Raw genomic sequence first — 26,860 nt, forward strand, 5'->3', positions numbered from 1 at the left:
GAATCGTTCCTCCTCTCTTAAATCTCGGCGCCGCACTTCTTGCAGACGCGGACCTTCTTGCCGTCAGCCAGCAGCTTGTGGGCCGGACGGGTGGGCTTGTTGCACTTGGGGCAGACACGCTGCACCTTGCAGGCGTAGAGGGGAGCCTCTTTCTGCAGGATACCGCCCTGATCGCCCTGCTTGCGTGGCTTGGTGTGGCGAGAGACCATGTTGATCTTCTCAACAATGACCTTGCCGTCCTTGGGCATGACCTCCAGGACCTTGCCCTGCTTGCCCTTGTCCTTGCCGGACAGGACGACAACCAGGTCGTCCTTCTTGATGCTCATCTTATTCATCTTCATTGCCCTCCCTTACAGCACTTCGGGAGCCAGGGACAAGATCTTCATATAGTCCTTGTCGCGCAGCTCACGGGCCACTGGGCCAAAGATACGGGTGCCGCGGGGATTCTTATCGTCCTTGATGAGGACGGCGGCGTTGTCGTCGAAACGGACATAGGAGCCGTCGGCGCGGCGGACGCCCTTGGCGGAACGGACGATGACGGCCTTGACCACTTCGCCCTTCTTAACAGTGCCGCCGGGAGCGGCCTTGCGGACGGAGGCGACCACCACATCACCGATGTTGCCGAACTTGCGCTTGGAGCCGCCCAGCACCCGGATGGTCTTGATCTCCTTGGCGCCGGTATTATCGGCCACCTTCAGATAGCTTTCTTCCTGAATCATACCGACACCTCCTTACTTCGCTTTCTCGATGATCTCAACCACGCGCCAGCGCTTGTCCTTGGACAAGGGGCGGGTCTCCATGACCTTGACGCGGTCACCCACGCCACACTGGTTGTTCTCATCATGGGCCTTCAGCTTATAGGTTCTCTTCACGATCTTCTTATACAGAGGATGGGCCACGCGGTCGGCGATGGCGACCACAACGGTCTTATCCATCTTGTCCGAAACCACCAGGCCGACTCTGGTCTTACGAGAAGAAGTTCTGTTTTCCATCTTCTATTCCTCCTCTTAGCGGCCGGCGAGCTGCTGCTCGCGAATGATGGTCTTGACCCGGGCGATATCCTTCTTGACCTCAGCGATCCGGATCGGATTATCGAGCTGGTTGGTGGCGTGCTGGAGGCGCAGGTTGAACAGATCTTTCTTCAGATCCTTCAGCTTGTTCTCAAGCTCCGCGGCAGACATCTTACGGACTTCATTGGCCTTCATTACGCTTCACCACCCTTCTCGGTCTCTTCACGCTTGACGATTTTGCACTTGACAGGCAGCTTGTGGCTGGCCAGGCGCAGGGCCTCACGGGCAGTTTCCTCAGAAACGCCGGCGATCTCGAACATCACACGGCCGGGTTTGACCACGGCCACCCAGTACTCAGGGGAGCCCTTACCGGAGCCCATGCGGGTCTCGGCGGGCTTCTCAGTCACGGGCTTGTCGGGGAAGATCTTGATCCAGACCTTACCACCACGCTTGGTATAACGGGTCATGGCAATACGGGCAGCCTCGATCTGATTGCTGGTGATCCACGCGGGCTCAATAGCCTGCAGGCCAAACTCACCGTAGGCGATGGTGTTGCCGCGCATGGCCTTGCCCTTCATGCGTCCGCGGTGGACGCGGCGGTACTTTACGCGCTTAGGGAGCAGCATTACTGAGCGCCTCCTTCCTTAGGAGTGTTGGCCTGACCGGCGGGGCGGGGGCCACGGTTGAATCCGCCGTTCTGGCGGTCACGATTGAACCCGCCCTGGCGGTCACGGTTGAAGCCGCCCTGACGGCGGTCACCATCCCGGCGGTCACGGCGGGGACGGTCACGGCGCTCCTGGTAGGGCTTGCTGGTATCCAGAGTGCGGGGGGTGGTACGCAGGGCCTGAGTGAGCACCTCGCCCTTGTAGATCCACACCTTCACGCCGATGCGGCCGTAGGTAGTGGCAGCCTCAGCAAAGCCGTAGTCGATGTCGGCCCGGAGGGTCTGCAGGGGAATGGTGCCATCGTGATAGTGCTCGGTGCGGGCGATCTCAGCGCCGCCCAGACGGCCGGAGCAGGAGGTCTTGATGCCCTTGGCGCCGGCGCGCATGGCGCGGCCCATAGCGTTCTTCATCGCCCGGCGGAAGCCGATCCGCTTCTCCAGCTGCTGGGCGATGTTCTCAGCCACCAGCTGGGCATTGGTATCGGCGTCCCGAACCTCTACGATCTTCAGATCCACAGGCTTGCCAGTCATCTTGACCAGCTGGGCCTCGATCTTCTTGATGTCCTCGCCGCCCTTGCCGATGACCACGCCGGGGCGGGCACAGTGCAGGTAAATGCGGGTCTTGGCGTTGTCCCGCTCGATCTCGATCTTGGGGATGCCGGCGCCGTAGAGGGTCTTCTTCAGGTAGTCACGGATCTTCTTGTCCTCCACCAGCAGGTCGCCCACCTTCTCGTTGCGGGCATACCAGCGGGAGTCCCAATCCTTAATGACACCCACGCGCAGTCCGTGGGGATTAACTTTCTGTCCCATATTGTTCCTCCTCCCTTAGCGCTCGCTCACAACAATGGTGACGTGAGAAGTGCGCTTGTTGATCCGGTACGCGCGGCCCTGAGCCCTGGGCATGATGCGCTTGATAATGGGGCCGGGGTTGGCGTAGCAGGCGGACACATACAGCTTCTCAGGGTCCATCTGGTGGTTGTTCTCCGCGTTGGCGGCGGCGCTCTTCAGCAGCTTGAGCACAGGCTCAGAGGCGGCCTTGGGGGTCTGCAGCAGGATGGCGGTGGCGGTACCCACATCCTTGCCCCGGATCAGGTCCAGGACGATCTTCACCTTACGGGGAGAGATCCGCAGATATTTCAGATTTGCTTTCGCTTCCATGCTCTCTCCTCCTTACTTACCGGTCTTGCTGCCCGCGTGTCCCTTGAAGGTGCGGGTGGGCACAAACTCGCCCAGCTTGTGGCCGACCATGTCCTCGGTGACATAGACGGGCACGTGCTTGCGGCCGTCGTGTACAGCAAAGGTGTGTCCAACGAAAGAGGGGAAGATGGTGGAGGCGCGGCTCCAGGTCTTCAGGACCTTCTTTTCGTTCTTTTCATTCATCTCATCGACCCGCTTCAGCAGCTCGGGGGCGCAAAAGGGGCCTTTCTTAATGCTTCTGCTCATCTTTCACAGCCTCCTTACTTGGCATTGCGGCGCTTGACGATGAACTTATCAGTGCGGTTCTTCGTCTTGCGGGTCTTGTAGCCCAGGGCGGGCTTGCCCCAGGGGGTGACAGGGCCGGGACGGCCGACGGGGCTCTTGCCCTCACCACCGCCGTGGGGGTGGTCATTGGGGTTCATAACAGAGCCGCGGACGGTGGGCCGCCAACCCATGTGGCGCTTGCGGCCGGCCTTACCGATCTGGATGTTGGCCCAGTCGGTGTTGCCCACCTGGCCGATGGTGGCCTTGCAGTTCTCGCGGACATAACGCACCTCGCCGGAGGGCAGGCGGATCTGAGCCATGCCGTTCTCCTTGGCCATCAGCTGGGCGGCCACGCCGGCGGCGCGGACCAGCTGGGCGCCCTTGCCGGGGTACAGCTCGATGTTGTGGATCTCCTCGCCCACAGGGATGTTGGCGATGGGCAGACAGTTGCCGGGCAGGATGTCGGCGTCGGGGCCGGTCATGATGATGTGGCCGGCCTTCAGGCCGTTGGGGGCCAGGATATAGCGGCGCTCGCCGTCCTCATACTCGATCAGGGCGATGTTAGCGGAGCGGTTGGGGTCATACTGCAGATTGACCACAGTTGCCTTACCCTCTTTATCCCGCTTAAAATCGATCACACGATACTTCTGCTTGTTTCCGCCGCCGTGATGACGGACGGTGATGCGGCCGTAGCTGTTGCGGCCGGCGTGCTTCTTCAGCACTTCGGTCAGAGCGCGCTCGGGCTTGGCCTTCTTATCGATCCCCTCGAAGGCGGACACAGTCATGTGACGGCGGGAGGGGGTTGTGGGCTTAAAAGTCTTAATAGCCATTTGTCAATATCCTCCTTACACCATACCCTCGAAGAACTCGATGGACTTGGAGTCGGCGGTCAGGGTGACCATGGCCTTCTTCCAGCTGGGCCGGCGGCCGGCGGGGCGCATCCCCATCCGCTTCTCCTTACCCTGCATGTTCAGGGTGTTGACCTTGGCGACCTTGACGCCGAAGATCTCCTCAATCGCCTTGGCGATCTCGATCTTGTTGGCGGTCTTGGCGACCTCGAAGGTGTAGCGCTTCATCTCAGTCTGCTCCATGGACTGCTCGGTGATGATGGGGCGCTTGATGATGTCATAAGCAGTGGTAGCCATTACGCGTACACCTCCTCGATGATAGCCAGGGCAGCCTTGTCAATGACCAGCTGCTTGGCGTTTACGATGTCATAGACGCTGAGGATCTTGGCGGTGGTGGTGACCACGCCGGGGATGTTCCGGGCGGACTTGACCACGATCTGATCCACCTCAGGGGTGATGACCACGGACTTGGAGGCGCCGATGCTGTTGAGCATCTCCTTCATCGCCTTGGTCTTGATCTCCTCCAGCTTCAGACCGTCTACCACCAGAACGGCGCCCTGGGCAGCCTTGGCGGACAGAGCGGACTTAAGAGCCAGACGCTTGACCTTCTTATTCAGAGTATAGCTGTAATCCCGGGGCTTGGGGGCAAACACGATGCCGCCGTGGGTCCACTGGGGAGCCCGGGTGGAGCCCTGACGGGCGTGACCGGTGCCCTTCTGACGCCAGGGCTTCTTGCCGCCGCCGGAAACCTCGGCGCGGGTCAAAGCGCTCTGGGTGCCCTGACGGCAGTTAGCCAGGTGGTTCTTGACCACCTCGTGGACCACAGCCTGGTTGGGCTCGATCCCGAACACGGCCTCGGAGAGCTCGATCTCGCCGACCTGCTGACCGGCCATGTTGAACACGTTAGCTTTAGGCATGACTCAATCTCTCCTTTCCTTACTTGTTGCGGGCGGAAGCCTTCTGCGGGTTGACACGGGCGGAAGCCTTCTGCGGGTTGACGCGGCCGATCTCGGCGGCCTTCTTCTCCACGTTGGTCTTGACGGTGCTCTTCACAAAGACCACGCCGCCCTTGGGGCCGGGGATGGCTCCGCGCACGGCGATGAGGCCCAGCTCCTCGTCCACCTGGACCACATCCAGATTCTGGACGGTGACCTGTACGTTGCCCATCTGTCCGGCGCCGTCGCGGCCCTTATAGATGTGGCCGGGGGTGGTGCCGGCGCCCAGAGAGCCCTGGTGACGGTGGACAGGGCCGCCGCCGTGGGTCATGCGCTTGATGGCGGCGCCGTGGCGCTTGACAACGCCCTGGAAGCCGTGGCCCTTGCTGATGCCGGTGACGTCAACAAAGTCGCCGGCGGCAAAGATGTTGGCGGTCAGCTGGTCGCCCACCTCGAACTTGGAGCAGTCGTTGAGGGCAAACTCCTTGAGGACCTTCTTCAGCTCCTCCAGGCCGGCCTTCTTCTGGTGGCCCAGCTCGGGCTTGGTGAGCTTGCGCTCAGGAACGGTCTGATAACCCAGCTGAATGGCCTCATAGCCATCCTTCTCGGCGGTCTTCTTCTGCACCACAGTGCAGGGGCCGGCCTGGATCAGGGTGACGGGAATCACCTTGCCAGCCTCATCGAAGATCTGGGTCATGCCGATCTTTTTGCCGATGATCGCTTTCTCCATGTTGGATTTCCTCCTATAAAGGTTATTGGTTGAAAAACTTGGGGCATTGGGCTCCTATTGGTTTTCCAACTTGACCCGCCTGTCTCAATAGGCGACAGGCAGCGGGTACACATCGTCAAAGCAAAGTTCGCTAAACTCCGTTTCCGCCTGCGGCGAAAACCTCGTTCGCTTCCTTGCTTTTCCTCTCCAAACCGAACCCGCTATCGCCGGGCTTCGGTTTGGTCGCGCGGCTGCGCCGCACATTTTTGAGACCAAGCCTTAATTACAGCTTAATTTCAATCTCCACACCAGCGGGCAGCTCCAGGCTCATCAGGGCCTCGACAGTTTTCTGGGAGGGCTTGATCACGTCGATCAGGCGCTTGTGGGTGCGGCGCTCAAACTGCTCGCGGCTGTCCTTATACTTGTGTACAGCCCGCAGGATGGTAACGACCTCTTTCTTGGTAGGCAGGGGAATGGGGCCGGAAACGGCGGCGCCGGTACGCTTGGCGGTTTCCACGATCTTCTCAGCGGACTGATCGATCAGCTGATGATCGTAGGCCTTCAGACGGATGCGGATCATTTCTTTCTGAGCCATTTTGGGTTTCCTCCTTAAATACATACGAAAGTTGACTTTGTCCAGCCTTCGTACGGTGAGAGCCCTTTCGTGTTACCACGCTTTCGTGCGTATCACTCCCGGCCACAAAAAAACCGGCATGATGACAGGCCGGTTCCTTCCCGCCAGACGATATACGCCGTGGCACGAAGCTCTCAGCCGCCCGATTATCGGACATACTCCGCGGAAGTTACCTCATTTCTGAGCAATCTCCCGCATCATCGCAGACTGCGCCCTAGCAGGCGCTTGGTTATCATACAACAACACCGCCGTGTGTGTCAAGCATTTTTTAAAAATTTTTTTGTCGTTTTCTTCCGGCCCCTTTTCCGGTCTTTTCATGCACTATATCTTGTATCTTTCTTCCATCTGTCACGCAACGCCAAAAGGAGAGAGGGGCGCTTCGGCCCCTCTCCTTTACATCGGCTCCGGCAGGACGCCTTCCCGCTCCAGCAGAAGTTCCCCACCCTCGCCGTACAGCCGCAGGGCATAAGATGCCCCCGCATACCAGTCTTGGGAATATGCCCCCTCCGGGGACTTCATGGAAAACAGCCACAGCCCCTCCTCCAGACAGATGCCTTCCTGGGCATAACGGGCGAATCTCTCGCCTCCCAAAAGCACCGTGTCTACATCCAGCTCCGTCCGGGTGGTTTCTCCGGAGATCTGATAAAACAGGAGATTGCATCCGCTCATCCATACCTTTCCGGGCTCCGGGACCCAGGCGATCACGCTGTTAATCGGGATTGGGGTCGGTCCCTTGCCCAGAGGGACGACATTCATTATGTGCTTCCCAGGCGCATACAGCGTGGCGGCGTATACCTGATCCTTTATCGTTCCCGCCACAAACGGCTGGAACACACTGAGGTAAGTTCCATCCCGGCTTTTAATCTCTTCAACATTCCCGATGTTCCAGAAGCCCGTCTGATACACAATCTCGCTCCGTGGCAGCAGATACTGCCGCTCCAGCCGCCGAAATTCCATCTCCGCCGTAGGCAGGGGGCAGCCGTACTGTCCCCAGATCATCAGGGCCAGAGCCGCCGTCAAAAGGAGATTCCGGACCGTCCTCCCCCCGCGCCCCAGCCGGGGACGGCGGGACCAGAGTTCCCTCCACTTTTTCTTCATGCCGCCCCCTCCTCAAGGTCCAAGGTAAAGGTAAATACCGGATCTCCGGGGCCGTAGCTCAGATAAATGGTTTCCGCCTGTGGGTCTATTCCCCAGACACGCAGGGTATATCCCCGGTGGAAGGGGCCCTTGCCCGCCCCGCCGGACAGGGAACTGAGCAGCCCGCCACTTGGATCCCGGGGAGCATCCAGTCCCAGGCCGTATCTATTCCCCCGGTCGTCAGTGACCGTCATCCACTCCTCCTTCAGGATTCCCAGCGCCCAGAATTTCCAGGTGTCCACCCGGAGATAGAGGTAGAGTACCTGTGTCCCCTCCTCCTCCCAGAGCGCGCCCCGCAGGGCCGAGATCCTCTGCCCCGCCGCCTCCTGCTCCAAGCCGGGGGAGAAGGTAAGGAGCTGGCCGGGATCCTCGCCGTGCAGATAGGTGGTTTCATACCAGTCCATCCGCCCCCGGTCAAAGGGCATAGCGTCAAAGTCCCAAAACTCCGCATCTGAGTCGTCCCCCAGAAAGGCATCGTCCCCCAGGGCGAAATTTAGCCCCAGAAAGGCGATGAGAACCAGGGCCAGCAGCACCCCGGAAGCCCGCCACAGCCAGCCCAGCCAGGGCTTATGGACCCTGGCCAGCTCCTTCCCGATCTCCGCCGGATCTCCCATCTCTGACAGGGCCCGTTCCTCCGCCTCCTCGCGGGAGATACCCGGGAAAATCCGCTGAAGGTCCGCCGCCTTGTCCTCCATGTGGGCCTCCAGCTCTTCCCGCACCGCCGCCCGGTCCGGTCCAAAACGGATGCCGCCCACCGCCGTGTCCAGCCAACTGACGGCGGCCTCATTTTTTCTTTCCATCGCGCTCCCTCGCCTTATCCTCTCCGCGCCCAAGCCCACAGCAGGTCCCAAGCCACGGGCAGCACAATAGCCGCCTCCACTGCCAGCAGGAGCAGTGCGGCCAGGGCCAGAAACCTGGAGAACTGCCACAGCCAGCCCAGCCAGGGCTTGTGGATCCTGGCCAGCTTCTTCCCGATCTCCGCCGGATCTCCCATCTCTGACAGGGTCCGTTCCTCCGCCTCCTCGCGGGAGATATCCGGAAAAATCCGCTGAAGGTCCGCCGCCTTGTCCTCCATGTGGGCCTCCAGCTCCGCCCGAACTGCCGCCCGGTCCGGTCCAAAGCGGATGCCGGACACCGCTTGATCGAGCCACCGGTCTATCGGCACGTTTCCCCGCTCCACTCCCTCACCTCCATTGGTCGGTCAGACTGCCCCGGACTTGCCCCAACACAGCGCCCTCGCTGTCCAACAGCTCCAGGATATAGGGAAAATCGGAACCTCCGTTGACCTCCGTCACCTGACGGGGAATGGTGGTCAGAATCACCCGGTCGTCGGATTCCCGGTCGCTGGTGACATAGGAAAGGCCGCCTCCCCGGAAATCCAGAATGGACTTGACGGCAGCCGCCTCCTCGGGCACATCCACCGCCGCCATCCACGCCCCGATGAGGGGATTTTCAGGAATAATCCCACCATTTCCCGGCTCTGCCAGGTAAACCAGGGCCGGTCCCTGGGGCTCCGGACAACTACTGACCCCGCCGAAATGGGCGTCCCCTTCATAGGTAGTCAGATAACCCCTCCACAGCCGGCCTCCGCCCCGAGCCAGCACCATTGGCAGGCTGTATTCATAGAGGGGAAAATGGCCGCCGTCGCCAGACTCACAGGCTATGGCTCCCGCCCACAGCACCTCGATCCGCTCCACTCCATCCCGCCGGGCCTCTGCCCGGATCTGCCCCTCGATAATCCACAGTGGTATCTTAGGCAAAGCGACCCAAACAGCCACAGCCAGCAGGAAAATTACCACATTTCGCACAGTCCTCTGTCCACGGGTCAACCGGAAGGCGCTTTTCTTCATGGCTGTTCCTCTCACGCCAGCCCCAGGGCGTTGGCGCCGCCGGACAGCACGTCGCTGACGCCCTGACGAAAGTTCTTCCACTCCTCCTTTTTGTCGGCCAGCAGTTCCCGCCCCCGCCTGGTCAGGCGGTAATACTTCCGCTGCCGTCCCGTGGGGGCCTCTTGTTGGTAGGAGATCAGATACTTGCCCTGCTCCAGGGCATGGAGGATAGGGTAGAGAGTGCCCTCCTTCATCTGGAAGGTATCATTAGATCGGCGGGCCAGCTCCTCAATCATCTGATAGCCATACATATCTCCGCTCTCCAGCAGGGACAGCACCAGCAGCGTACTGCTCCCCGCCATCAGGCCCTTGTCAAACTTCATTTCGTTCATCCTTTCTTTCCTGGGAAATCTTCCACGCCAAATACCTCGTTTCTCTAGGTATAGAATACCTAGAGAAACGAGGTATGTCAAGTGCCTTTTGACAAATATCATAGAAAAACAGCCCTCCGGCCGTTTGGCCGGAGGGCTCATTTGATCCTGTTTACTTCATCTCGTGGCTGTTCAGCAAACCTTGCTTGATATCCCACAGCTTCTGAGACAGGTCCACATAGTAGTTATGGGGGTTCTCGAACCGCTTGACCTCGTCCCACAGGGCATCCACCTGCCGTTGGCAGTAGGCCCGGCTGGTCTGCAGGTCGGGGACCTGGTACACCAGCTCGCCTCCCCGGAACACAGGAACCAGCAGCTCCCGGGCCTCGATGCTGGTAAAGACCTTTCGCTTCCAGGTGGCGTCCGGGTCAAAGAGCTCCAGCGGCTGGTCAAAGTCAAACTCCTCGTCGTGGAGGCAGATCAGGTCGGCCTCCGCCTTTCCTGTGTCCTTGGAGAAAATGCGGTATACTTTCTTAAAATGAGGTGTGGTAATCTTGGCGGCGTTCTCGCTGATCTTGATCTTGGGAATGATATTGCCCTGGCCGTCCTCGATGGCAGCCAGCTTATACACCCCGCCAAAGACGGGCTCAGAGCGGGAGGTAATGAGCCGCTCGCCCACGCCAAAGGAGTCAATACGGGCCCCCTGGCGGACCAAGTCCCGGATGATATACTCGTCCAGGGCATTGGAGGCCACGATCTTGCAGCCGGTCAGCCCCGCCTCGTCCAGCATCTCCCGCGCCTTCTGAGACAGGTAAGTCAAGTCGCCGGAGTCCAGCCGGATCCCACACTTGGTGATCCCCTGGGGCAGCAGGACCTCCTGAAAGGCCCGGATGGCATTGGGCACGCCGGACTTGAGCACGTTATAGGTGTCCACCAGCAGGGTGGCGTTGTTGGGGTAGAGCTGGCAGTACGTCTTAAACGCGGTGTACTCGTCGGGGAACATCTGGACCCAGGAGTGGGCCATGGTGCCGGTGGCGGGGGAACCATACCACTGGTCGGCCATGGTGCAGGCCGTGGCCGAGCAGCCGGCGATATAACTGGCACGGGCGCCCAGCAGGGCGCCGTCCGGCCCGTGGGCCCGGCGGGAGCCAAATTCCGCCACAGGCCGGCCCTCCGCCGCCCGAACGATACGGTTGGATTTGGTGGCGATCAGGGATTGGTGGTTCAGGGTGAGCAGCAGGAAGGTTTCGATAAACTGGGCCTGGATAGCGGGCGCCCGAACCGTGAGCAGGGGCTCGCCGGGGAATACGGGGGTGCCCTCCGGCACGGCCCAGATGTCGCCGGTAAACCGGAAGTCCCGGAGGAAGTCGAGGAACTCCTCGCTGAAGCAGCCCTTGCTCCGAAGATAGCCCAGGTCCTCCTCGTCAAAGTGCAGCTCCTGGATATACTCGACGACTTGGGCCAGTCCGGCGGCCAGGGCAAAACCGCCCTTGTCAGGGACCGAGCGATAGAACACGTCAAAATAGCAGATCCGGTCGGCCAGCCCGGTCTGGAAGTAGCCGTTGGCCATCGTCAGCTCGTAGAAGTCGCAGAGCATGGTCAAGTTGGTCTTTGCTTTCATTTGAGAAAGCCTCCTTAGTTTCGGGTGACAAGACACCCCGTCATTGCTCCTATTATAATGCCCCTCTACGGAAAAGGCAAGAAAAAGGCCAAAAAAAGCCCAGGACATCCCGCTCTTGCCGGGAGTAAAGGTTCCGCTCCCTGGGCATACTGTGGGGGAATCCATATTTTATACCGAGGAGGGAGCTTTATGTCCGACAATATGCAGGCCTTTGCCCACAGCCAGACCAGGGAGAACCTGATGCGTGCTTTCGCGGGGGAGAGCCAGGCCCGGAACCGTTATACCATCGCCGCCGGCATTGCCCACAAGGAGGGGCTGGAGGTGCTCCGGGGTGTCTTTTTGTTCACCGCCGACCAGGAAAAGACCCACGCCAAGCAGTTCTATGGCCAACTGGCCCAGCTTAACGGCCAGACCATCCAGATCGACGGCACCTACCCCGTGGACCTGTATGACAACCTGCTGGCCCATCTGCGGGCGGCCCAGCATAACGAGTATCAGGAGTGGGAGCACGACTACCAGCACTTTGCCCAGGTGGCCATGTCCGAGGGCTTCCCCCTGGTCGGTAAGCTATTTGAGAATATCGCGCGGGTAGAGCAGACTCACGGAGACCGGTTCGGAAAATTCGCTGACCTGCTGGAGAAAGGCCAGTTGTTCTTCTCCGACGTGGAAGTGCAATGGACCTGCCTCCACTGTGGCTGGGTAGTCACCTCCACGGCCGCCCCGGCTCAGTGTCCTGTCTGCCGCCATCCCCAGGGCTATTTTGTCCGGGTGGAGCTGGCCCCCTGGAACTAAAAAGGCACAAAGAGGCCGCGGTCTATAAAGACCGCGGCCTTTTTTATTTCAGATAATTCAAGGGGTTAACAGCGCTGCCGTTCACGCGGACCTCGAAGTGGCAGTGATTGCCAGTGGACCGGCCAGTGCTGCCCGCCTTGGCGATAACTTGGCCCTGGTACACCTTCTCCCCAGCGGAGACCAGAAGGGAGGAGTTATGGGCGTAATAGGTCTGCGTCCCGTTGTCGTGGGTGATAATGACCAGATTGCCGTAGGTACCCTTCCAGCCCGCGAAGGTGACGGTTCCGCCGTCCGCTGCCTTGATGGAGGCGCCGTAGCTGGCCTTGATATCCAGACCTGAGTGGTAACTGTAACTGCCAAAAATATATCGACCGCCGAAGTAGGAGTTGATCTTCCCCTTAATGGGCCAGATGAAATAGCCCTTGGAGGCTGTCTTAGGCTTCTCCTTGGTCCCCACCGCTTTAATGGTGGTGGTGGGCTCCCGGAGCGTGGTGGAGCTCTGGATGTCCCGCTCCTTCTCCACGCCGTTCACATAGGTAACGGTGGCCTCTACCAGCGCCTCGCCCTCCTCGCCCTGAACGAGGATCTTGGAGTCCCCCTTATACATGGAGCTGTCCTCCTGGGTCTCCACGGGGCAGGCGATGGCCTCGTGATAGGTGACCTCTTCCACGGTCTCCACCGATACGGTGGGGATGACCTCCTTCACGTTGACCACGTCTCCAATCATCAGCCGGTTGATATCCGCCTGGGGATTGAGGGCCATCAGATCACTGAGGGACATGTCGTTGGCGTAGGCGATGCCGTTATAGGTATCCCCCTTGACCACGGTGTAAGTGGTCTCGCCGGTGGTATTGGCCGTCAGGGCCTGGTGCATCTCCTCGACAGTCATCATATTGTCGGCGGAGTAGATATAGTCTACCGATACATCCTCCACGAAGTCAGCGGATACGGTATTCTCTGTGACGTATTGGTCCTGCATCTGGTCCAGCATCTCGTTGAGGGCATCCTCGTCCTTGACCACGCCGATGACCTCTCCATCCACGGACACTTGGTATTTGCGCAGATGGTCGCTGACCGAGTTGAGCTGGTCGTAAAAGTAATTTTCGATCTCCTTTTCTCCGTCCAGCTCGGTCTTCAGCGTCAGGGTAAACTGATAGTCGATGTCCCCTTCCACCTGGTAGTCATAGCCCAGCAGGGAGGATCCCTCCGCCTCCACCTCCTGAATGGCGGCGGATACGATATCCTGGTCGGCCACCACGCCCACCTTCTCTCCGTCTACGGTGACGGCGTAACTGGAGGAGTAGAGAGTGGTGATGGTCAGCGCCAGCCCTAGGGCAGCGGACACACCCAAAAAGGAGGCGGGCCCCACAGTCCACCGGCCGCCCGATTCGCTGTGGAGCACATGGACCCAGCGGCGGAAATGGATGCGGGCCCACTCGCCCGTCCCTTTGCACTGGCGGATCAGTCCAAGACGGAGCTGCGCCCAGTTGATCTTTTCCTTTGGCTGCTTTTGATTTGGCCGCGGACCGGAGGACCTCCTCCGTGACCGCTCCCGATATTCGCTCATGGTATCCCTCGCAATCGACGACGCGAAAAAATTACAGATCGGATAAAAGAGTTACAATTTGGTTACAAAGTAGAATATACACGGTTTCCGCCGTCACGTCAACCCCTTTGCCAAAACTCGACGAGTTCGTTTTCCTCAATCGGGGGGAATTTTATAGCCCGGCATCCGCAATAAAATATTGTATTTTTTCTTTCCATCGGCGGAAATTACCACAAAAAGGCGGGGGCCGCCCAAAATTGGAGCGGCCTCCGCCAAAATTTCAGTGATTTTGCCGGGATGAGGGAAGAAATGAGCGGGAAGCATCCAAAACGGCCTTACACCGCCAGCACACGAAGGGTAAACGTCAGTGTCATGAGGAGCACGCCCATGCTGGCACAAATATCCAGCGCCCAAGCCCGGCGGGCCGCCCTGTTGGAGTTCCGGGCACGTCGGTCCTGAAGTGCCACCAGATGCAGGCGGGGCGCTTCCGGTTCCTCCCGCTCCTCCGGCAGAGGGGCCAAGTTGCCCTCTCTAGTCAGGGCTAGCTTCCGGCGGTACTCCTCCAGATCTACCACATTTCCTGTGTGGCGGACAAAATGGGTGGTAGTATAATAGATCGTCTGCATCCAAGATCCCTCCTAACGCTTTGAACCTACTATAAAAAATAAAACGTCCTATAAAACGGACTTTTTTCAGTCTCTCCAAAATGGAACAAATGTTCTGTTTTAAAAATACAACAGATGTTCGAGTCTGTCAAGACATTTTTCGAACATTTTTTCGATTTTCTGGGTGCCCCTTCCAGGGAAGCAGTAGGGCCTTTCTATTTAGTCAGACGAAAATTGACGAAAAAGGTTTCCTTTCTTTGCGAAAAACCTGTAACATGGTGCCAACGATTGTGGATAGAGTCTGATTTTTTTGGAAAGCCGTTGCTTTTTTTTCGGATTGGAGATATAATACCACGTCTGAAACTCAAGCTTCCTCTGCCACATGGAACAAGTCCCTCCTGTGACCCTGTGTCTCGGAGAAATTATTAATGGATGTTGGGCGGGCGCTGGTCTCTCCACCGACGAGCTCCTGCCCCGCGCAGTATTTTATACACGCCATTCGGCGCGCCCCATGGGCAATAGGGCTCCGAGTGGTTTTGCCATAGGTAAGGAGAATCACTGCATGAAAAATGAAAAGTTGAGAAATGTCGCCATCATCGCCCACGTGGACCACGGCAAGACCACCCTGGTGGACGAGCTGTTGAAGCAGTCCGGTGTCTACCGGGAAAATCAGGCCGTGGTGGATCGGGTCATGGACTCCAACGACCTGGAGAGGGAGCGGGGCATCACCATTACCGCCAAGAACACCGCCGTCCAGTACGGCGATGTAAAAATCAACATCGTAGACACGCCGGGCCACGCCGACTTTGGCGGCGAGGTGGAGCGCATCCTGAAGATGGTTAACGGAGTCATCCTGCTGGTGGACGCTGCCGAAGGGCCCATGCCCCAGACCCGCTTTGTGCTGTCTAAGGCCCTGGAGCTGGGCCACCGGGTCATCGTGGTGGTCAACAAGATCGACCGCCCTGACCAGCGGGTATACGAAGTCATCGACGAGGTGCTGGAGCTGCTGCTGGACCTGGACGCCACTGACGAGCAGTTGGACAGCCCTATGCTGTTCTGCTCCGGCCGGCAAGGCACTGCCTCCGTCCAGCCCGATGTGGCGGGCAGCGACTTGAAGCCCCTCTTTGATACCATCATTGACTACATCCCCGCCCCCGAGGTGGACCTGGAGGCCCCCTTCCAGATGCTGGTGTCCTCCATTGATTATAACGAGTTCGTGGGCCGCATCGCCATCGGCCGGATTGAGCGGGGCACTATCCGCCAAAACCAGGAGATTGCGGTGTGTAACTACCACGACCCGGACGCCGCCCCCAAGAAGGCCAAGGTGTCCGCCCTGTATGAGTTTGACGGCCTGTCCAAGGTGCCCGTCCAGCAGGCGGAGGCGGGCAGCATCGTAGCCATGAGCGGCATTGGGGATATCACCATTGGGGACACCATCTGCGCCCCCGACAAGGTGGAACCCATCGAGTTTGTCAAGATCTCCGCGCCCACCATCGAGATGACTTTCTCCGTCAACGACTCCCCCTTTGCCGGCCGGGAGGGCAAGTTCGTCACCAGCCGGCAACTCCGGGAGCGCCTGTTCCGGGAGACTATGAAGGACGTATCTTTAAAGGTAAGCGAGGTGGAGGGTTCCACCGACTCCTTCAACGTGGCCGGCCGGGGAGAGATGTCCCTGTCCATCCTCATTGAGACCATGCGCCGGGAGGGCTATGAGCTCCAGGTCTCCCCGCCCCGTGTGTTGTACCAGGAGATCGACGGAGTGAAGTGCGAACCCATTGAGCGGCTGGTGGTGGACGTCCCCTCTGACTGTGTAGGCGCCGTGATGGAGAAGATCGGCTCCCGGAAGGGGGATCTGGTGGAGATGACTCCTGTGGGCGACCGGATGAAGGTAGAATTTCTGGTCCCCTCCCGCGGGTTGTTCGGCTACCGCAACGAGTTCCTCACTGATACCAAGGGAGAGGGCATCATGGCCTCTGTCTTTGACCGCTACGCCCCTATGAAGGGGGAGATCAGCCGCCGCTCCACCGGCTCGCTGGTGGCCTTCGAGACTGGCGAGGCGGTGACCTACGGCCTGTTTAACGCCCAGGAGCGGGGCCAGCTGTTTATCGGCCCCGGCACCCCTGTCTACGGCGGCATGATCGTGGGCGAGTGCCCCAAGGCGGAGGATATCTCCGTCAATGTCTGCAAGAAGAAGCAGCTGACCAATATGCGGGCCTCCGGCTCTGACGAGGCCCTCCGCCTGGTGCCCCCAAAGGTCCTGTCCCTGGAGCAGTGCCTGGAGTTCCTGGCTGACGACGAGCTGTTGGAGTGTACCCCGGAGAATCTCCGTCTCCGCAAGCGGCTGCTGGACCACGGCGACCGGATGCGGGAGGCTTCCCGAAAGAAGTCCTGACTGCAAAAATAAGCTGCACCGTGTTCTGACGGAGGCCAGAACACGGTGTATTTTATCCTGGAGATAAGAAGAGCGCCCCGTCCAGATGGACGGGGCGCTTTTTGATCAGTGTACGATGCTCAGGGACAAGGTCAGCAGGATCCAGAGGATGGCCACCCACTTGGTCATCTTGGCCAGTTTGGCGTCCACGCTCTTGGCCTTATTTTTGGACAGGAAGGTGTCCGCACCACCGGCGATGGCACCAGACAGGCCGGCGCTCTTACCAGACTGGAGCATAACCACAGCGATAACAGCCAGACCACACAGGACCTGGAGGACAGTAAGAATCATATTCAGCATTGTTTTCGTTCCTTTCAAGGCCCGGTGGGGCACAGATTCCAGAAATTATCCAGGCGAACCCGGAAGTACAGGAAAGTGTACCACAATTTTTCCCGGATTGCAAGCCTTTTCCGCGATTTTCTTTCGACGCGCGCCTGAAACACCATAGCTTATATATCCAAACCAGGCCGCAAGCGCAGGATAGTTCTTACAGGACGGCGATGGCCTCGATCTCCACCAGTACGTCCTTGGGCAGCCGGGCCACCTGGACAGCGGAGCGGGCGGGGCATTCGGCCTCAAAAAAGGTCTTATATACCCGGTTCATCTCCACAAAGTTTTCCATATCGCTGAGAAACACTGTGGTCTTCACCACATGGCCCATCGTCCCGCCCGCATGGGCCAGGATGGCCTTCAGATTGGTCAGCGACTGAGCCGTCTGGGCCTGGATAGTGGCCTCTACCACCTCGCCGGTAGCGGGGTCCACGGGGATCTGCCCCGAAATGAACAGCAGGTTTCCGGCCTTGACCGCCTGGGAGTAGGGTCCGATGGCGGCAGGCGCCTTTTCGGTGGAAATGATCTCTTTCATGACAAAAGCTCCTTTCATATTTGCATAAGCTAGAGTCAGTATATCAGGAACTGCTCCGTTCCACAAGCGCCTGTCTATCTTTTTCTGTCAGAGACCGAAGGGGGCTCAAGCCTTGGGACGGCTGTACAGCACTACGCCCCTCTGGCATGACATTTCCAGCTGCCCTGTATCCACCAGATACTCCACAAAGAAGCGGATATTCCGCTCAAAGCGCAGGGCCCGCCGGTTCTTTCTGGTGTACAGCTCATAGCGGGCGCAGGCGGCCTGGTCGATCTCACTGGCCGTCATGGGCCGGTCCACCAGCTCGAATATCTCCTGGGCCCGGCGCCGAACCAGCTTCTGGTTCTCCTCAATGAGCGTGTCGATCTCCCCGGAACCGCACACCCCCCGATGGGCCATAATATAGTAGTCGCACCCCAGCCCCCGCAGCTTTTCCCGGCTATCAATAGCCGCCTGGTGGCTCAAGCTGTATGGCAGCTTGGCCTCTATCATCTCATAGCTCAACAGGGCGTCAGCTGTATAGCACACATTGTCCGGCGTGACCGTACAGATGTGGCCAGCGGAGTGGCCTGGGGTGTGGACGATGTGAAACTCCGCGCCGCAGAAGGAGAAGGGGCCGTCCCCTGGCGGGATAATCACGTCGGGGGTATGAATCATATTGGAGGACTCCTCCGCCACCGTTTCAGGCGGCAGGGTGAGAAAATAGCACTTCAGCGTCAGCAGATTGGCGCACATCCCCGCTTCCGGAGCGGTAAGCGCTTCCGGTATACCGTATTTCCGCTGGAGATAGGCGCTGTTTCCACAGTGGTCGATATGGGCGTGGGAGCACAGGATGCCCGCCGGGACCAGTCCGGCCCCCTTCAGGCTCTCCTCCAGCTCCTTCTGCTCCTGGACCAGACCGTTGTCCAGCAGGACGCAGCGGCGCTCATCCAGCCTATAAAGAGGGATAAACTCCTGTCCCTCCAGCACCCAGGTATTGCCCTTGATTTGTGTCAGGTTCATGGTTCAGCTTCCCTCCAACGGATTGTAGTAAATCCATCTTCCCAGCTAATCCGGTCCACCTCTGTCTTATGAATCTCAAAACAGCATTGGGGGAGATCCCGAAATCCTTCCTTATCTTTTAAGCGTTCTATTGCTTCCCGCGCGTTGGCCTTCGAGGAAAAAACGCCGATCAGCTTTTCCTCATTATGAATACCAGTGCCATCTCTTTGCTCGTATATGTGCCATAGCATAAAAACATCCATGGATGGTCCTCCAAAATCAGATGCTGTTATTTTGCTTCAAATATACCATCAGCACCGCCACGTCCGCCGGGGATACCCCGGACACCCGGCTGGCTTGGCCCAGGTTTTGGGGGCGGATATCATTCAGCTTCTGCCGGGCCTCCAGCCGCAGTCCCTGGATGGACTGGTAGTCCAGGTCCGCAGGCAGAGGCCGGGCCTCCAGCCGCTTGACCTCCTCCACCTGGCGCAGCTGCCGCTGGATATAGCCTTCATATTTAATGGTGATCTCTGCCTCGCTGGCCACGGCGGGGGCCAGGTCCGGGCGGTCCGGGTCAAAGGGGGCCAGATCAGCGTAGGTCAGCCTGGGCCGGCGCAGCAGGTCGGCCAGCTTGGCCCCATTCCTCACCTGGGGCTCGCCCCGCTCCTCCAGCAGCCGGTCCAGCTCAGGGGAGGGCGGGGTGCCCGTGTGTTCCAGACGGCGGACCTCCAGCTCCACCGCCCGGCCCTTTTCCAGCACTCGCCCATATTGCGTCTCAGAGAGCAGCCCCAATTCCCGCCCGATGGAGGCCAGCCGCCGGTCGGCGTTGTCCTGGCGGTGGAGAAGGCGGTATTCTGTGCGGGAGGTCATCATGCGGTACGGCTCGTTGGTCCCCTTTGTCACCAGGTCGTCGATGAGGACGCCGATGTATCCCTGGTCCCGCCGGAGGACCAGGGGGGGCTTTCCCAGTATCTTCAGGGCGGCATTGACACCGGCCACAAAGCCCTGGACCGCCGCCTCCTCATAGCCGGAGGAGCCGTTAAACTGTCCCGCTCCATATAGGCCGGACACCGTCTTTGTTTCCAAGGTAGGGAGCAGGCCGGTGGGGTCCATGCAGTCGTACTCGATGGCATAGGCGGGGCGTGTCATCTCGGCCTGTTCCAGGCCGGGAATCGTGTGGAGCATCTGAATCTGGACCTCCTCCGGCAGGGAGGAGGAGAGGCCCTGAATATACAGCTCCTCGGTATCCAGCCCCATGGGTTCAATGAACAGTTGGTGGCGCTCCTTGTCTGGGAACCGCTCCACCTTGGTTTCAATAGAAGGGCAGTAGCGGGGACCGATGCCCTCAATGGTGCCGTCATAGAGAGGGGAGCGGTCCAGATTGGCCCGGATCACCGAATGAGTTCTCTCATTGGTGTAGGTGAGATAGCATACAGCCCGGTTTTCCAGATGGTGGTCCGTCCAGAAGGAAAAGGGCTGGGCGTCCCGGTCCCCCTCCTGAAGCTCCATTTTCGAAAAATCCACCGAACGGCGGTTGACCCGTGGGGGCGTACCCGTCTTGAATCGACGGATCGATAGGCCCAATTCTACTAGGCAGGCAGTCAGCGGCAGGGCGGCCGCCAGTCCGTCGGGCCCGGAGTCCCGGACCACCTCTCCCACGATGGTCCGCCCCCCCAGATAGGTGCCGGTGGCGACGACCGCGGCTCTGACCTGGTACACCGCCCCGGTGTGGGTCACCACCCCGGATACGGCTCCCCCCTCCGTCAGCACCTGAACCACCTCTGCCTGTTTGACCCACAGGTTCTCCTGGCGCTCTAAGGTGTGCTTCATCACCTTTTGGTACTCCCGGCGGTCCGCCTGGGCCCGTAAGGACCAGACAGCGGGGCCCTTGCTCCGGTTGAGCAGTCGGTACTGGATGCAGGCCTGGTCGGCGGCCCGTGCCATCTCTCCCCCCAGGGCGTCCAGCTCCCGGACCAAGTGGCCCTTGCCTGTCCCCCCGATGGCGGGATTGCAGGGCATATTACCCACCGCGTCCAGGTTGATGGTAAAGCACAGCGTCCGCAGGCCCATCCGGGCGGCGGCCAGGGCAGCCTCAATCCCGGCGTGGCCCGCCCCAATGATAGCGATATCATATTGTCCGGCATTATAAGTCGTCATAGGTCTCTATCCTTTGGTATGATCGCGCGCCTGTCTGGCACCCTGTCCAGGCAGGCGCCTAATTCGGGGGGTATTGTATCACGATTTCCCCCCTGCCGCAAGAGGTGCTCCACAACGTCCCTTTTACATTTGGACTGATGGGTCCTACCTCTGTCGCTTTAGCTAAAACGACCTATTTTCAAGCATTGAAAGAATCACGAGAATGGTATATTATATAAAAAACTAAGATGTTTTTCAGATTTTTTATCGATATTGTCTATGCAAATAGAACTATAACAAGGAGGTAATCTGTATGAGAAAATACATAGCGTTAGTTTTAGCGTTGATTTTAATGCTTGGGCTGGTCGGCTGCAAGGAAAAAACGGTCAATATCGACTTTCCATTTGAGGTCGGAGATGTTGAAACCATTGAACTGTATCGCTATGCGGGGGCGCCTGTTTCCGCAGAAAAGAAAGTTATTGACGCAGAAGAAACCATAAAAGACTTGTATGATAGGTTCGAGGGTTTAACCTTAAAACTCAAAGAGGCAGAAGAAACCACAGGAGCGAAGATAACCAGTTTCAGATTTAATCTATCCGACGGAACAACCTATGAATTGATCTATGTCTGCTATGGAGTAAAGAGTGGCAATCTAAAATCCTCAACAGGTAATTTTGAATACTTTACAAGTGCAGACATTGGATCTTATTGGAACGATATCGACCTTGAAGCAGTTTCCGTTGAAGAAAGCGAGTTGCCGAAGTAAGCCGGACCCATTTTAATTTGTGAACTGGGCTTATCTGAAAGGGCGCATGCTAAATTTTCATCAGTATGTTGGTATGTGTCCTTTAAGGCTCTCGGCATACAGGTCGAACACAGACCAGGGAAAAGCTCCGCCTGTTCAATGGCGGAGCTTTTTCTGTGCATCTGACGAATGAATTGTTAGGTAAGCCTAAATCAGTCCAAAAGGTAAAAGGGAGCCCGCAACGTGGAAAAAACTGAGACAAAACAGGCAAAAAGAGGTACTGAACGGGATTTTGTCTTGATGGTCCCTCCGCCACTGTGATATAATAGATAAGTTAATACTCCCCATATCCGCCCTTTGGCGGGATCCTGCATGGTCTGGAGGTGGATGCCAATGAAATACAGACAGTGGTCAGTGGCGTCCCCCGACGCGGCCCTTCGCTCCGCCCTGGAAGGGGCGGGACTGCCCCCCTTGCTGGCCTCCATCCTGGCTGCCCGGGGCATTCATAGCGGGGACCAGGCCCAGCAACTGCTGTCCCCCGGAGGGGAGTCCCTTCTGTCTCCTCTGTTGATGCTGGGCATGGATCAGGCGGCGGCCAGGGTCCGGCTGGCCCTGGAGCGGGGAGAGCAGATAGCGGTCTATGGGGACTATGATGTGGACGGCATCACCGCCACCTGTCTGCTCACCGAATTTCTGTCCGGCGAAGGGGGCGCTGTGCTGCCCTATATCCCCGGCCGGCTGGAGGAGGGCTATGGCCTGAACCGGGAGGCCATCGCCTCCCTGGCCCGACAGGGCGTCACGCTGATCGTCACTGTGGACTGCGGCATCACCGCCGTGGATGAGGTGGCCTTCGCCAGTCAGTTGGGTGTGGACGTGGTGATCACCGACCACCACACCTGCAAGGGTATTCTGCCTGATGCCGTGGCGGTGGTAGACCCCCACCAGCCCGGCTGTCCCTATCCCTTCAAGGGGCTGGCCGGCGTGGGAGTGGCCCTCAAGCTGGCCATGGCCGTGGCCGGTTCAGAGAGAGCCTGCAAGGTGTGGGAGTCCTCCTGCGACCTGGCCGCCATCGGCACCGTGGCCGACGTGATGCCTATGACCGGGGAAAACCGGCGCATCGTCAGCGCCGGCCTGGCCCGGTTGAACCCCTCCCGGCGGCTGGGGCTGGCCCGGCTCATCTCTCTGTCCGGACAGGGGGACCGCCCCATCAGCTCTGTGTCGGTGGGCTATACCCTGGCCCCCCGGATCAATGCCTCCGGCCGGATGGGGCGGGCAGAGGCCGCCCTGGAGCTGCTCATGACCGGGGACCCGGAGCGGGCGGAGGAGCTGGCTCAGGAGCTGTGCGCCCTGAACCGGGAGCGCCAGACCGTAGAGGGCGAGATCTTCCAGCAGTGCGTCCAGCGGCTGGGGGAGGCTCCCCAGGCCGAGGCCCTCGTGCTGGCTGGCCGGGCCTGGCACCAAGGGGTAGTGGGCATCGTGGCCTCCCGCCTAGCAGAAAAATATGCTAGACCCTGCTTTATGATTTGCCTGGACCAGGGGATGGGCAAGGGCTCCTGCCGCTCCTGGGGCGGAATCAATCTGTTTGAACTCCTGGAGGAGTGCGCCCCTCTGCTGGAGAGCTTTGGGGGCCACGCCCTGGCCGCCGGCTTTACCGTCCGGGAGGAGCGCATCCCCGCCCTGGCGCAGGCTCTAGCACAGGCGGTGGCGGAGCGAGCCCAGGGGACCGAGCTGCCCTCTGTTCTGGAGGCGGATGGGGTAGTGCCACCGGAGCTGCTCACCGTGGAGGAGGTATCCGCCCTGGACCGGCTGGAGCCCTGTGGGGTTGGAAACCCGCGGCCCGTGCTGGTCCTCAGTGGAGTGCAGATTCACTCTATGGCTCAAGTGGGCCGGGGCCGGCACCTGAAGCTGAAACTGGAGTCCCGTGGCATTCTATTGGACGCCATCTGGTTTTCCGCCGACGGCGGGGAGCTGGGCCTGTCCCCCGGCTGCCGGGTGGACGCGGCCTTTTATCCCCAGATCAACGAGTTTCGCGGCTGTCGCTCCGTGCAGCTCCAAATCATCGACCTGCGCCCCGCCCCCTCCAGGGCACAGCTGGAGCAGGCCATCTATGACAAGTATCGCCGGGACGAGGCCCTGACTCCCCAGGAGGCCCGGTTCTTATTGCCCAGCCGGGAGGAATTTGTCTGCCTGTGGAAATGGCTGGACCGGCATTGCTCCCCCAGTGGTCCACTGGAGGACACCCTGCCCCGGATCTCCCGGGCGGTGGCCCGCTCCGGAAGGCAGGTCGAGGTGCCTGCCCGGACCCTCCTGTGTCTGGAGGTGTTGGAGGAGCGGGGCCTGATCCAGCTGGGCCGCAGCGCCGGCCGCCTTCAGATCACCCTGAACCGGCTGGAGGGGAAGGTGGATCTGGACGCCTCTCTGCTGCTGCGGCGGCTGCGGGATGTCCTGCGTGAATAAGGCGAGCTCCTCAAACTTTTACTCTACTTCGAGGTGATCTTATGGACCCTATTCTGGTCCGTTATCAGGCCCTTGAGGACAAGGTGGCCTCCTATACCCCAAATCTGGATACCAAGCGGCTGTTCGACGCCTTCACCTATGCCGACGCTGCCCATAAGGGCCAACTGCGCAAGAGCGGAGAGCCCTATATCATCCATCCCCTGGCTGTGGCGGAGATCGTCGCCGACCTGGGGCTGGACGTGGACTCCGTCATCGCCGCTATGCTCCACGACTGCATCGAAGACACCGCCTCCACTCATGAGGAGATCGCCAAAAAATTCGGCGCCTCTGTGGCCGAGCTGGTGGAGGGCGTCACCAAGCTGACCAAGATGCAGTTCGTCACCAAGGAAGAGGAGCAGATGGAAAATCTGCGCAAGATGCTCATGGCCATGAGCCGTGATATCCGAGTCATCCTCATCAAGGTGTGTGACCGGCTGCACAATATGCGCACCATGGAGTACCAGTCCCCCAAAAAGCAGCGGGAAAAATCCTTGGAAACCATGGAGATCTATGCTCCCATCGCCCACCGCTTAGGTATGCAGAAGCTGAAGTGGGAGCTGGAGGACCTTTCTCTGCGCTATCTGGACCCCATTGGCTATAAGGAGATCGAGGACGAGCTGGCCCGCCGCTCCTCCGCCCATGAGGAGTTTATGACCTCCATCCAGCATAAGATCCAGCAGCGGCTGGCCCAGGACGGCATCCACTGCACCGTCTACGGCCGGGTAAAGCACATCTACTCCATTTACCGCAAGATGTTCGCCCAGAATAAGACCTTGGACGAGATCTTCGACCTGTACGCCTTCCGGGTCATCGTGGACGACATTCCGGAGTGCTACAATGTGCTTGGCTGCATCCACGATATGTTCAAGCCGGTGCTGGGGCGGTTCAAGGACTATATCGGCACCCCCAAGCCCAATATGTACCAGTCCCTCCACACCACCGTCATCGGCCGGGAGGGCATCCCCTTTGAGGTACAGATCCGCACCTGGGAGATGCACCAGACCGCCGAGTACGGCATCGCCGCCCACTGGAAGTACAAACAGGGGATGGCCAACCAAAAGCTGGGGACAGAGAAGGACTTTGAGTGGGTGCGCAAGTTGCTGGAGAGCCAGCAGGATACCGACGCTGAGGAGTTCGTCCGCACCCTGAAGGTGGATATGTTCGCCGACGAGGTGTTCGTTTTTACCCCCAACGGCGATGTCATCAACCTGCCCAACGGGGCCACCCCCATTGACTTCGCCTATAACATCCACTCCGCTGTGGGCAACCACATGGTGGGCGCCCGGGTCAACGGCCGGATGGTCACCTATGAAACGCCTCTGAAAAACGGCGACATCGTGGAGATCATGACCTCCAAATCCGCCAAAGGCCCCAGCCGGGACTGGTTGAAGATCTGCAAATCCAACGAGGCCCGGAACAAGATCCGCCAGTGGTTCAAAAAGGAGCGGCGGGAAGAAAATATCGCCACTGGCCGCGCTGCCTTCGAGGCAGAGCTAAAGCATGTAAAGATCCCCCTGTCCGCCATCACTGGGGAGGAGGTGCTGCCTCACATCCTCCACAAAGTGCGCTTTGGCACTCTGGACGAGCTGTACGCCTCCATCGGCTATGGCGGCACCACTGCGGTCAAGGCGGTGGCGCGGGTGAAGGACGAGCTGCTTCGGCTGGGCCGGCTCCAGGCGGAGAAGGCGGCGGCCTCCTCCAAGAGTCTGGAGGAGAGCGTGATCGTCCCCGGAACCGGCGCAGCCCCCGCCGCAGGCCAGGTCAAGCCCAAGCACTCTGACTCCGGTATTGTGGTGGAGGGACTGGGCAACTGTCTGGTCAAATTTGCCAAGTGCTGCACCCCCGTGCCAGGCGACCCGGTCATCGGCTTTATCACCCGTGGCTACGGCGTGTCCGTCCACCGGGCGGACTGTCCCAACGCCTCCCCCGACAAGCGCCGGCCAGAGGAAGCGGACCGCTGGGTCAAGGTGTCCTGGGTGGAGAGCGACCTTCCCAATTATAAAACAGCGTTGGAATTGGCCTCTAAGGACCGGGACGGCCTGACACTGGATGTGGCCATGGCCCTGTCCGCCGCCAAGGTAAAGGTGACCGCCCTGTCCGCCCGCTCCCAGCCGGACGGACACGCCACGGTCAACATCGTGGTGGAGGTCAAGGACAAGGCGGAACTGAGCGCCGTCATCAACAAGCTGAACAACATCCAGGGGGTCTATTATGTGGCCCGGTCTTCCGGGAAATAACGGGAGGGGTATGCTATGATTATCGAGCCTTTGGGGTATGTTTTTGTCTATACCTGGTTCATCTGGGCGCCGGTATTCGTCTATAATTTGATTGCCGCTATCAAATATGCCTGCCAGCCCCCCTCAAAGGAGCAGGAAAAAAAGAGCAGTCAAGCCTCCGCCTGGGCTGCCGTCTCCTTTAGCGTTATCGTGGGCGGCTTTATCTGCATATTCCAGTGGGTATCATGATCCCCATTTCGAAAAAGCGGGCATGCTCCGCTATCTCACCACGAAAGGATGTATCCAAGCTATGCGCGCAGTCGTCACAAGAGTTTCCTCCGCCTCTGTCACCATCGGCGGAGCGGTGGAGGGGACCATTGACCGGGGCTTCCTGATCCTGCTGGGGGTGGGCCCCAGCGACACCCCGGCGGTCTGTGATAAGCTGGCAGAAAAGATCTGCAACCTGCGGGTTTTCGAGGACGAAAACGGCAAAATGAATCTGGATCTGTCTCAGGTTGGCGGCTCTCTGCTGGTGGTGTCCCAATTTACTCTGTATGCCGACACCAAGAGCCGCCGCCCCGGCTTTACCGGGGCGGCCAAGCCTGACCTTGCCGTCCCACTGTACGAGCGGTTTATCGACCAGTGCCGGGCCAGGGGATTTCAGGTGGCCCACGGCCGATTTGGAGCGGATATGCAGGTGGCCTCTGTTAACGACGGGCCGGTCACCATTTTATACGATACAGACCAGTAAGAGGAAAGCCAAAAGTATGAAGCGCGGAGATACCATATCCGGCCGCGCTGGGCGGGCTGTTCGCCTTCGGCCACCCC

General features: G+C 59.4%; 33 protein-coding genes. 7 read left to right on the top strand and 26 right to left on the bottom strand.

Annotated elements, in window-relative coordinates:
* Nucleotides 1–17: 17 nt before the first annotated feature.
* From rplX to ACEVJK_RS11860, 19 genes are all read right to left on the bottom strand, one after another.
* A complete protein-coding gene (gene rplX / locus ACEVJK_RS11770; protein WP_147572416.1) occupies nucleotides 18–335 on the bottom strand; it encodes a 50S ribosomal protein L24 in 318 nt (105 codons plus the stop codon).
* A 15-nt stretch (nucleotides 336–350) separates the two neighbouring features.
* Nucleotides 351–719 (bottom strand): 50S ribosomal protein L14, encoded by a 369-nt coding sequence (gene rplN / locus ACEVJK_RS11775; protein ID WP_147572417.1) that lies wholly within the window; start codon nucleotides 717–719, stop codon nucleotides 351–353.
* Between the two features lie 12 nt (nucleotides 720–731).
* Nucleotides 732–992: a 30S ribosomal protein S17 gene (gene rpsQ, locus ACEVJK_RS11780; RefSeq protein WP_023346506.1), complete on the bottom strand. Its 261-nt coding sequence runs from the start codon at nucleotides 990–992 to the stop codon at nucleotides 732–734.
* 15 nt (nucleotides 993–1,007) lie between these two features.
* Nucleotides 1,008–1,205, bottom strand: a complete 198-nt coding sequence (gene rpmC / locus ACEVJK_RS11785; RefSeq protein WP_147572418.1) for a 50S ribosomal protein L29 — start codon at nucleotides 1,203–1,205, stop codon at nucleotides 1,008–1,010.
* On the bottom strand, nucleotides 1,205–1,636 hold the full coding sequence (gene rplP / locus ACEVJK_RS11790) for a 50S ribosomal protein L16 (protein WP_147572419.1): 432 nt from the start codon (nucleotides 1,634–1,636) through the stop codon (nucleotides 1,205–1,207). The genes rpmC and rplP overlap by 1 nt, the downstream gene beginning before the upstream one ends.
* Nucleotides 1,636–2,484, bottom strand: coding sequence for a 30S ribosomal protein S3 (rpsC, locus tag ACEVJK_RS11795; protein ID WP_147572420.1), 849 nt, complete (start codon nucleotides 2,482–2,484; stop codon nucleotides 1,636–1,638). The genes rplP and rpsC overlap by 1 nt, the downstream gene beginning before the upstream one ends.
* A 15-nt stretch (nucleotides 2,485–2,499) precedes the next feature.
* On the bottom strand, nucleotides 2,500–2,832 hold the full coding sequence (gene rplV / locus ACEVJK_RS11800) for a 50S ribosomal protein L22 (protein WP_147572421.1): 333 nt from the start codon (nucleotides 2,830–2,832) through the stop codon (nucleotides 2,500–2,502).
* Between the two features lie 12 nt (nucleotides 2,833–2,844).
* Nucleotides 2,845–3,117 (bottom strand): 30S ribosomal protein S19, encoded by a 273-nt coding sequence (gene rpsS / locus ACEVJK_RS11805; protein ID WP_147572422.1) that lies wholly within the window; start codon nucleotides 3,115–3,117, stop codon nucleotides 2,845–2,847.
* A 14-nt stretch (nucleotides 3,118–3,131) separates the two neighbouring features.
* Nucleotides 3,132–3,965 carry a 50S ribosomal protein L2 gene (gene rplB / locus ACEVJK_RS11810; protein WP_147572423.1) on the bottom strand — a complete coding sequence of 278 codons (834 nt, stop codon included), beginning with the start codon at nucleotides 3,963–3,965 and terminating at the stop codon, nucleotides 3,132–3,134.
* Between the two features lie 15 nt (nucleotides 3,966–3,980).
* A complete protein-coding gene (gene rplW / locus ACEVJK_RS11815; RefSeq protein ID WP_147572424.1) occupies nucleotides 3,981–4,280 on the bottom strand; it encodes a 50S ribosomal protein L23 in 300 nt (99 codons plus the stop codon).
* Nucleotides 4,280–4,900 carry a 50S ribosomal protein L4 gene (gene rplD / locus ACEVJK_RS11820; protein ID WP_186852898.1) on the bottom strand — a complete coding sequence of 207 codons (621 nt, stop codon included), beginning with the start codon at nucleotides 4,898–4,900 and terminating at the stop codon, nucleotides 4,280–4,282. Before rplD ends, rplW begins: the two co-directional genes overlap by 1 nt.
* 19 nt (nucleotides 4,901–4,919) lie before the next feature.
* Nucleotides 4,920–5,648, bottom strand: coding sequence for a 50S ribosomal protein L3 (rplC, locus tag ACEVJK_RS11825; RefSeq protein ID WP_186852899.1), 729 nt, complete (start codon nucleotides 5,646–5,648; stop codon nucleotides 4,920–4,922).
* A 262-nt stretch (nucleotides 5,649–5,910) separates the two neighbouring features.
* A complete protein-coding gene (gene rpsJ / locus ACEVJK_RS11830; protein ID WP_147572427.1) occupies nucleotides 5,911–6,222 on the bottom strand; it encodes a 30S ribosomal protein S10 in 312 nt (103 codons plus the stop codon).
* 432 nt (nucleotides 6,223–6,654) lie between these two features.
* Nucleotides 6,655–7,359: a hypothetical protein gene (locus tag ACEVJK_RS11835; protein ID WP_374740669.1), complete on the bottom strand. Its 705-nt coding sequence runs from the start codon at nucleotides 7,357–7,359 to the stop codon at nucleotides 6,655–6,657.
* A complete protein-coding gene (locus tag ACEVJK_RS11840) occupies nucleotides 7,356–8,198 on the bottom strand; it encodes a permease prefix domain 1-containing protein (RefSeq protein ID WP_374740670.1) in 843 nt (280 codons plus the stop codon). The genes ACEVJK_RS11835 and ACEVJK_RS11840 overlap by 4 nt, the downstream gene beginning before the upstream one ends.
* Nucleotides 8,199–8,212: 14 nt before the next feature.
* Complete coding sequence (locus ACEVJK_RS11845) at nucleotides 8,213–8,578, bottom strand: permease prefix domain 1-containing protein (protein WP_240286428.1); 366 nt, start codon at nucleotides 8,576–8,578, stop codon at nucleotides 8,213–8,215.
* Between the two features lie 4 nt (nucleotides 8,579–8,582).
* The gene (locus ACEVJK_RS11850; RefSeq protein WP_186852903.1) at nucleotides 8,583–9,248 is read right to left on the bottom strand and encodes a hypothetical protein; all 666 of its coding nucleotides are present in this window, start codon (nucleotides 9,246–9,248) and stop codon (nucleotides 8,583–8,585) included.
* Between the two features lie 11 nt (nucleotides 9,249–9,259).
* Nucleotides 9,260–9,610 carry a PadR family transcriptional regulator gene (locus ACEVJK_RS11855; RefSeq protein WP_374740728.1) on the bottom strand — a complete coding sequence of 117 codons (351 nt, stop codon included), beginning with the start codon at nucleotides 9,608–9,610 and terminating at the stop codon, nucleotides 9,260–9,262.
* 160 nt (nucleotides 9,611–9,770) lie between these two features.
* A complete protein-coding gene (locus ACEVJK_RS11860) occupies nucleotides 9,771–11,219 on the bottom strand; it encodes a nicotinate phosphoribosyltransferase (protein ID WP_374740673.1) in 1,449 nt (482 codons plus the stop codon).
* A gap of 189 nt (nucleotides 11,220–11,408) precedes the next feature.
* On the opposite strand from ACEVJK_RS11860, the gene rbr reads away from it, so the two are divergent.
* On the top strand, nucleotides 11,409–12,011 hold the full coding sequence (rbr, locus tag ACEVJK_RS11865; protein WP_240286421.1) for a rubrerythrin: 603 nt from the start codon (nucleotides 11,409–11,411) through the stop codon (nucleotides 12,009–12,011).
* Nucleotides 12,012–12,054: 43 nt separating this feature from the next.
* On the opposite strand, the gene ACEVJK_RS11870 is transcribed toward rbr, so the two are convergent.
* Both ACEVJK_RS11870 and ACEVJK_RS11875 read right to left on the bottom strand, forming a co-directional pair.
* A complete protein-coding gene (locus tag ACEVJK_RS11870) occupies nucleotides 12,055–13,578 on the bottom strand; it encodes a peptidoglycan DD-metalloendopeptidase family protein (protein ID WP_374740675.1) in 1,524 nt (507 codons plus the stop codon).
* Between the two features lie 314 nt (nucleotides 13,579–13,892).
* The gene (locus tag ACEVJK_RS11875; RefSeq protein WP_374740677.1) at nucleotides 13,893–14,183 is read right to left on the bottom strand and encodes a hypothetical protein; all 291 of its coding nucleotides are present in this window, start codon (nucleotides 14,181–14,183) and stop codon (nucleotides 13,893–13,895) included.
* Nucleotides 14,184–14,724: 541 nt separating this feature from the next.
* On the opposite strand from ACEVJK_RS11875, the gene typA reads away from it, so the two are divergent.
* The gene (gene typA / locus ACEVJK_RS11880; protein WP_147572435.1) at nucleotides 14,725–16,554 is read left to right on the top strand and encodes a translational GTPase TypA; all 1,830 of its coding nucleotides are present in this window, start codon (nucleotides 14,725–14,727) and stop codon (nucleotides 16,552–16,554) included.
* Nucleotides 16,555–16,659: 105 nt separating this feature from the next.
* On the opposite strand, the gene secG is transcribed toward typA, so the two are convergent.
* The 5 genes from secG to mnmG all read right to left on the bottom strand — a co-directional run bounded on the left by secG (nucleotide 16,660) and on the right by mnmG (nucleotide 20,596).
* Nucleotides 16,660–16,893 (bottom strand): preprotein translocase subunit SecG, encoded by a 234-nt coding sequence (gene secG, locus ACEVJK_RS11885; protein WP_147572436.1) that lies wholly within the window; start codon nucleotides 16,891–16,893, stop codon nucleotides 16,660–16,662.
* Nucleotides 16,894–17,080: 187 nt separating this feature from the next.
* A complete protein-coding gene (locus ACEVJK_RS11890; RefSeq protein ID WP_147572437.1) occupies nucleotides 17,081–17,458 on the bottom strand; it encodes a RidA family protein in 378 nt (125 codons plus the stop codon).
* A 105-nt stretch (nucleotides 17,459–17,563) separates the two neighbouring features.
* The gene (locus ACEVJK_RS11895; RefSeq protein WP_147572438.1) at nucleotides 17,564–18,460 is read right to left on the bottom strand and encodes an MBL fold metallo-hydrolase; all 897 of its coding nucleotides are present in this window, start codon (nucleotides 18,458–18,460) and stop codon (nucleotides 17,564–17,566) included.
* On the bottom strand, nucleotides 18,457–18,702 hold the full coding sequence (locus ACEVJK_RS11900) for a hypothetical protein (RefSeq protein ID WP_374740679.1): 246 nt from the start codon (nucleotides 18,700–18,702) through the stop codon (nucleotides 18,457–18,459). The genes ACEVJK_RS11895 and ACEVJK_RS11900 overlap by 4 nt, the downstream gene beginning before the upstream one ends.
* A 16-nt stretch (nucleotides 18,703–18,718) precedes the next feature.
* Nucleotides 18,719–20,596, bottom strand: a complete 1,878-nt coding sequence (gene mnmG, locus ACEVJK_RS11905) for a tRNA uridine-5-carboxymethylaminomethyl(34) synthesis enzyme MnmG (RefSeq protein WP_186852908.1) — start codon at nucleotides 20,594–20,596, stop codon at nucleotides 18,719–18,721.
* Between the two features lie 292 nt (nucleotides 20,597–20,888).
* Here mnmG and ACEVJK_RS11910 point away from each other — a divergent pair, with 292 nt between their 5' ends.
* The 5 genes from ACEVJK_RS11910 to dtd all read left to right on the top strand — a co-directional run bounded on the left by ACEVJK_RS11910 (nucleotide 20,889) and on the right by dtd (nucleotide 26,783).
* On the top strand, nucleotides 20,889–21,341 hold the full coding sequence (locus tag ACEVJK_RS11910; protein WP_374740680.1) for a hypothetical protein: 453 nt from the start codon (nucleotides 20,889–20,891) through the stop codon (nucleotides 21,339–21,341).
* A gap of 372 nt (nucleotides 21,342–21,713) precedes the next feature.
* Nucleotides 21,714–23,777 (top strand): single-stranded-DNA-specific exonuclease RecJ, encoded by a 2,064-nt coding sequence (recJ, locus tag ACEVJK_RS11915; protein WP_186852910.1) that lies wholly within the window; start codon nucleotides 21,714–21,716, stop codon nucleotides 23,775–23,777.
* A gap of 41 nt (nucleotides 23,778–23,818) precedes the next feature.
* Nucleotides 23,819–26,053, top strand: a complete 2,235-nt coding sequence (locus ACEVJK_RS11920; RefSeq protein WP_147572443.1) for a bifunctional (p)ppGpp synthetase/guanosine-3',5'-bis(diphosphate) 3'-pyrophosphohydrolase — start codon at nucleotides 23,819–23,821, stop codon at nucleotides 26,051–26,053.
* A gap of 15 nt (nucleotides 26,054–26,068) precedes the next feature.
* Nucleotides 26,069–26,281, top strand: a complete 213-nt coding sequence (locus ACEVJK_RS11925; RefSeq protein ID WP_147572444.1) for a hypothetical protein — start codon at nucleotides 26,069–26,071, stop codon at nucleotides 26,279–26,281.
* 61 nt (nucleotides 26,282–26,342) lie between these two features.
* On the top strand, nucleotides 26,343–26,783 hold the full coding sequence (gene dtd / locus ACEVJK_RS11930; RefSeq protein WP_186852912.1) for a D-aminoacyl-tRNA deacylase: 441 nt from the start codon (nucleotides 26,343–26,345) through the stop codon (nucleotides 26,781–26,783).
* The last annotated feature ends 77 nt before the right edge of the window (nucleotides 26,784–26,860 follow it).

It is taken from the genome of Flintibacter sp. P01028 (genome assembly GCF_041925235.1).
Taxonomy (GTDB): Bacteria; Bacillota; Clostridia; order Oscillospirales; family Oscillospiraceae; genus Lawsonibacter; species Lawsonibacter aceti.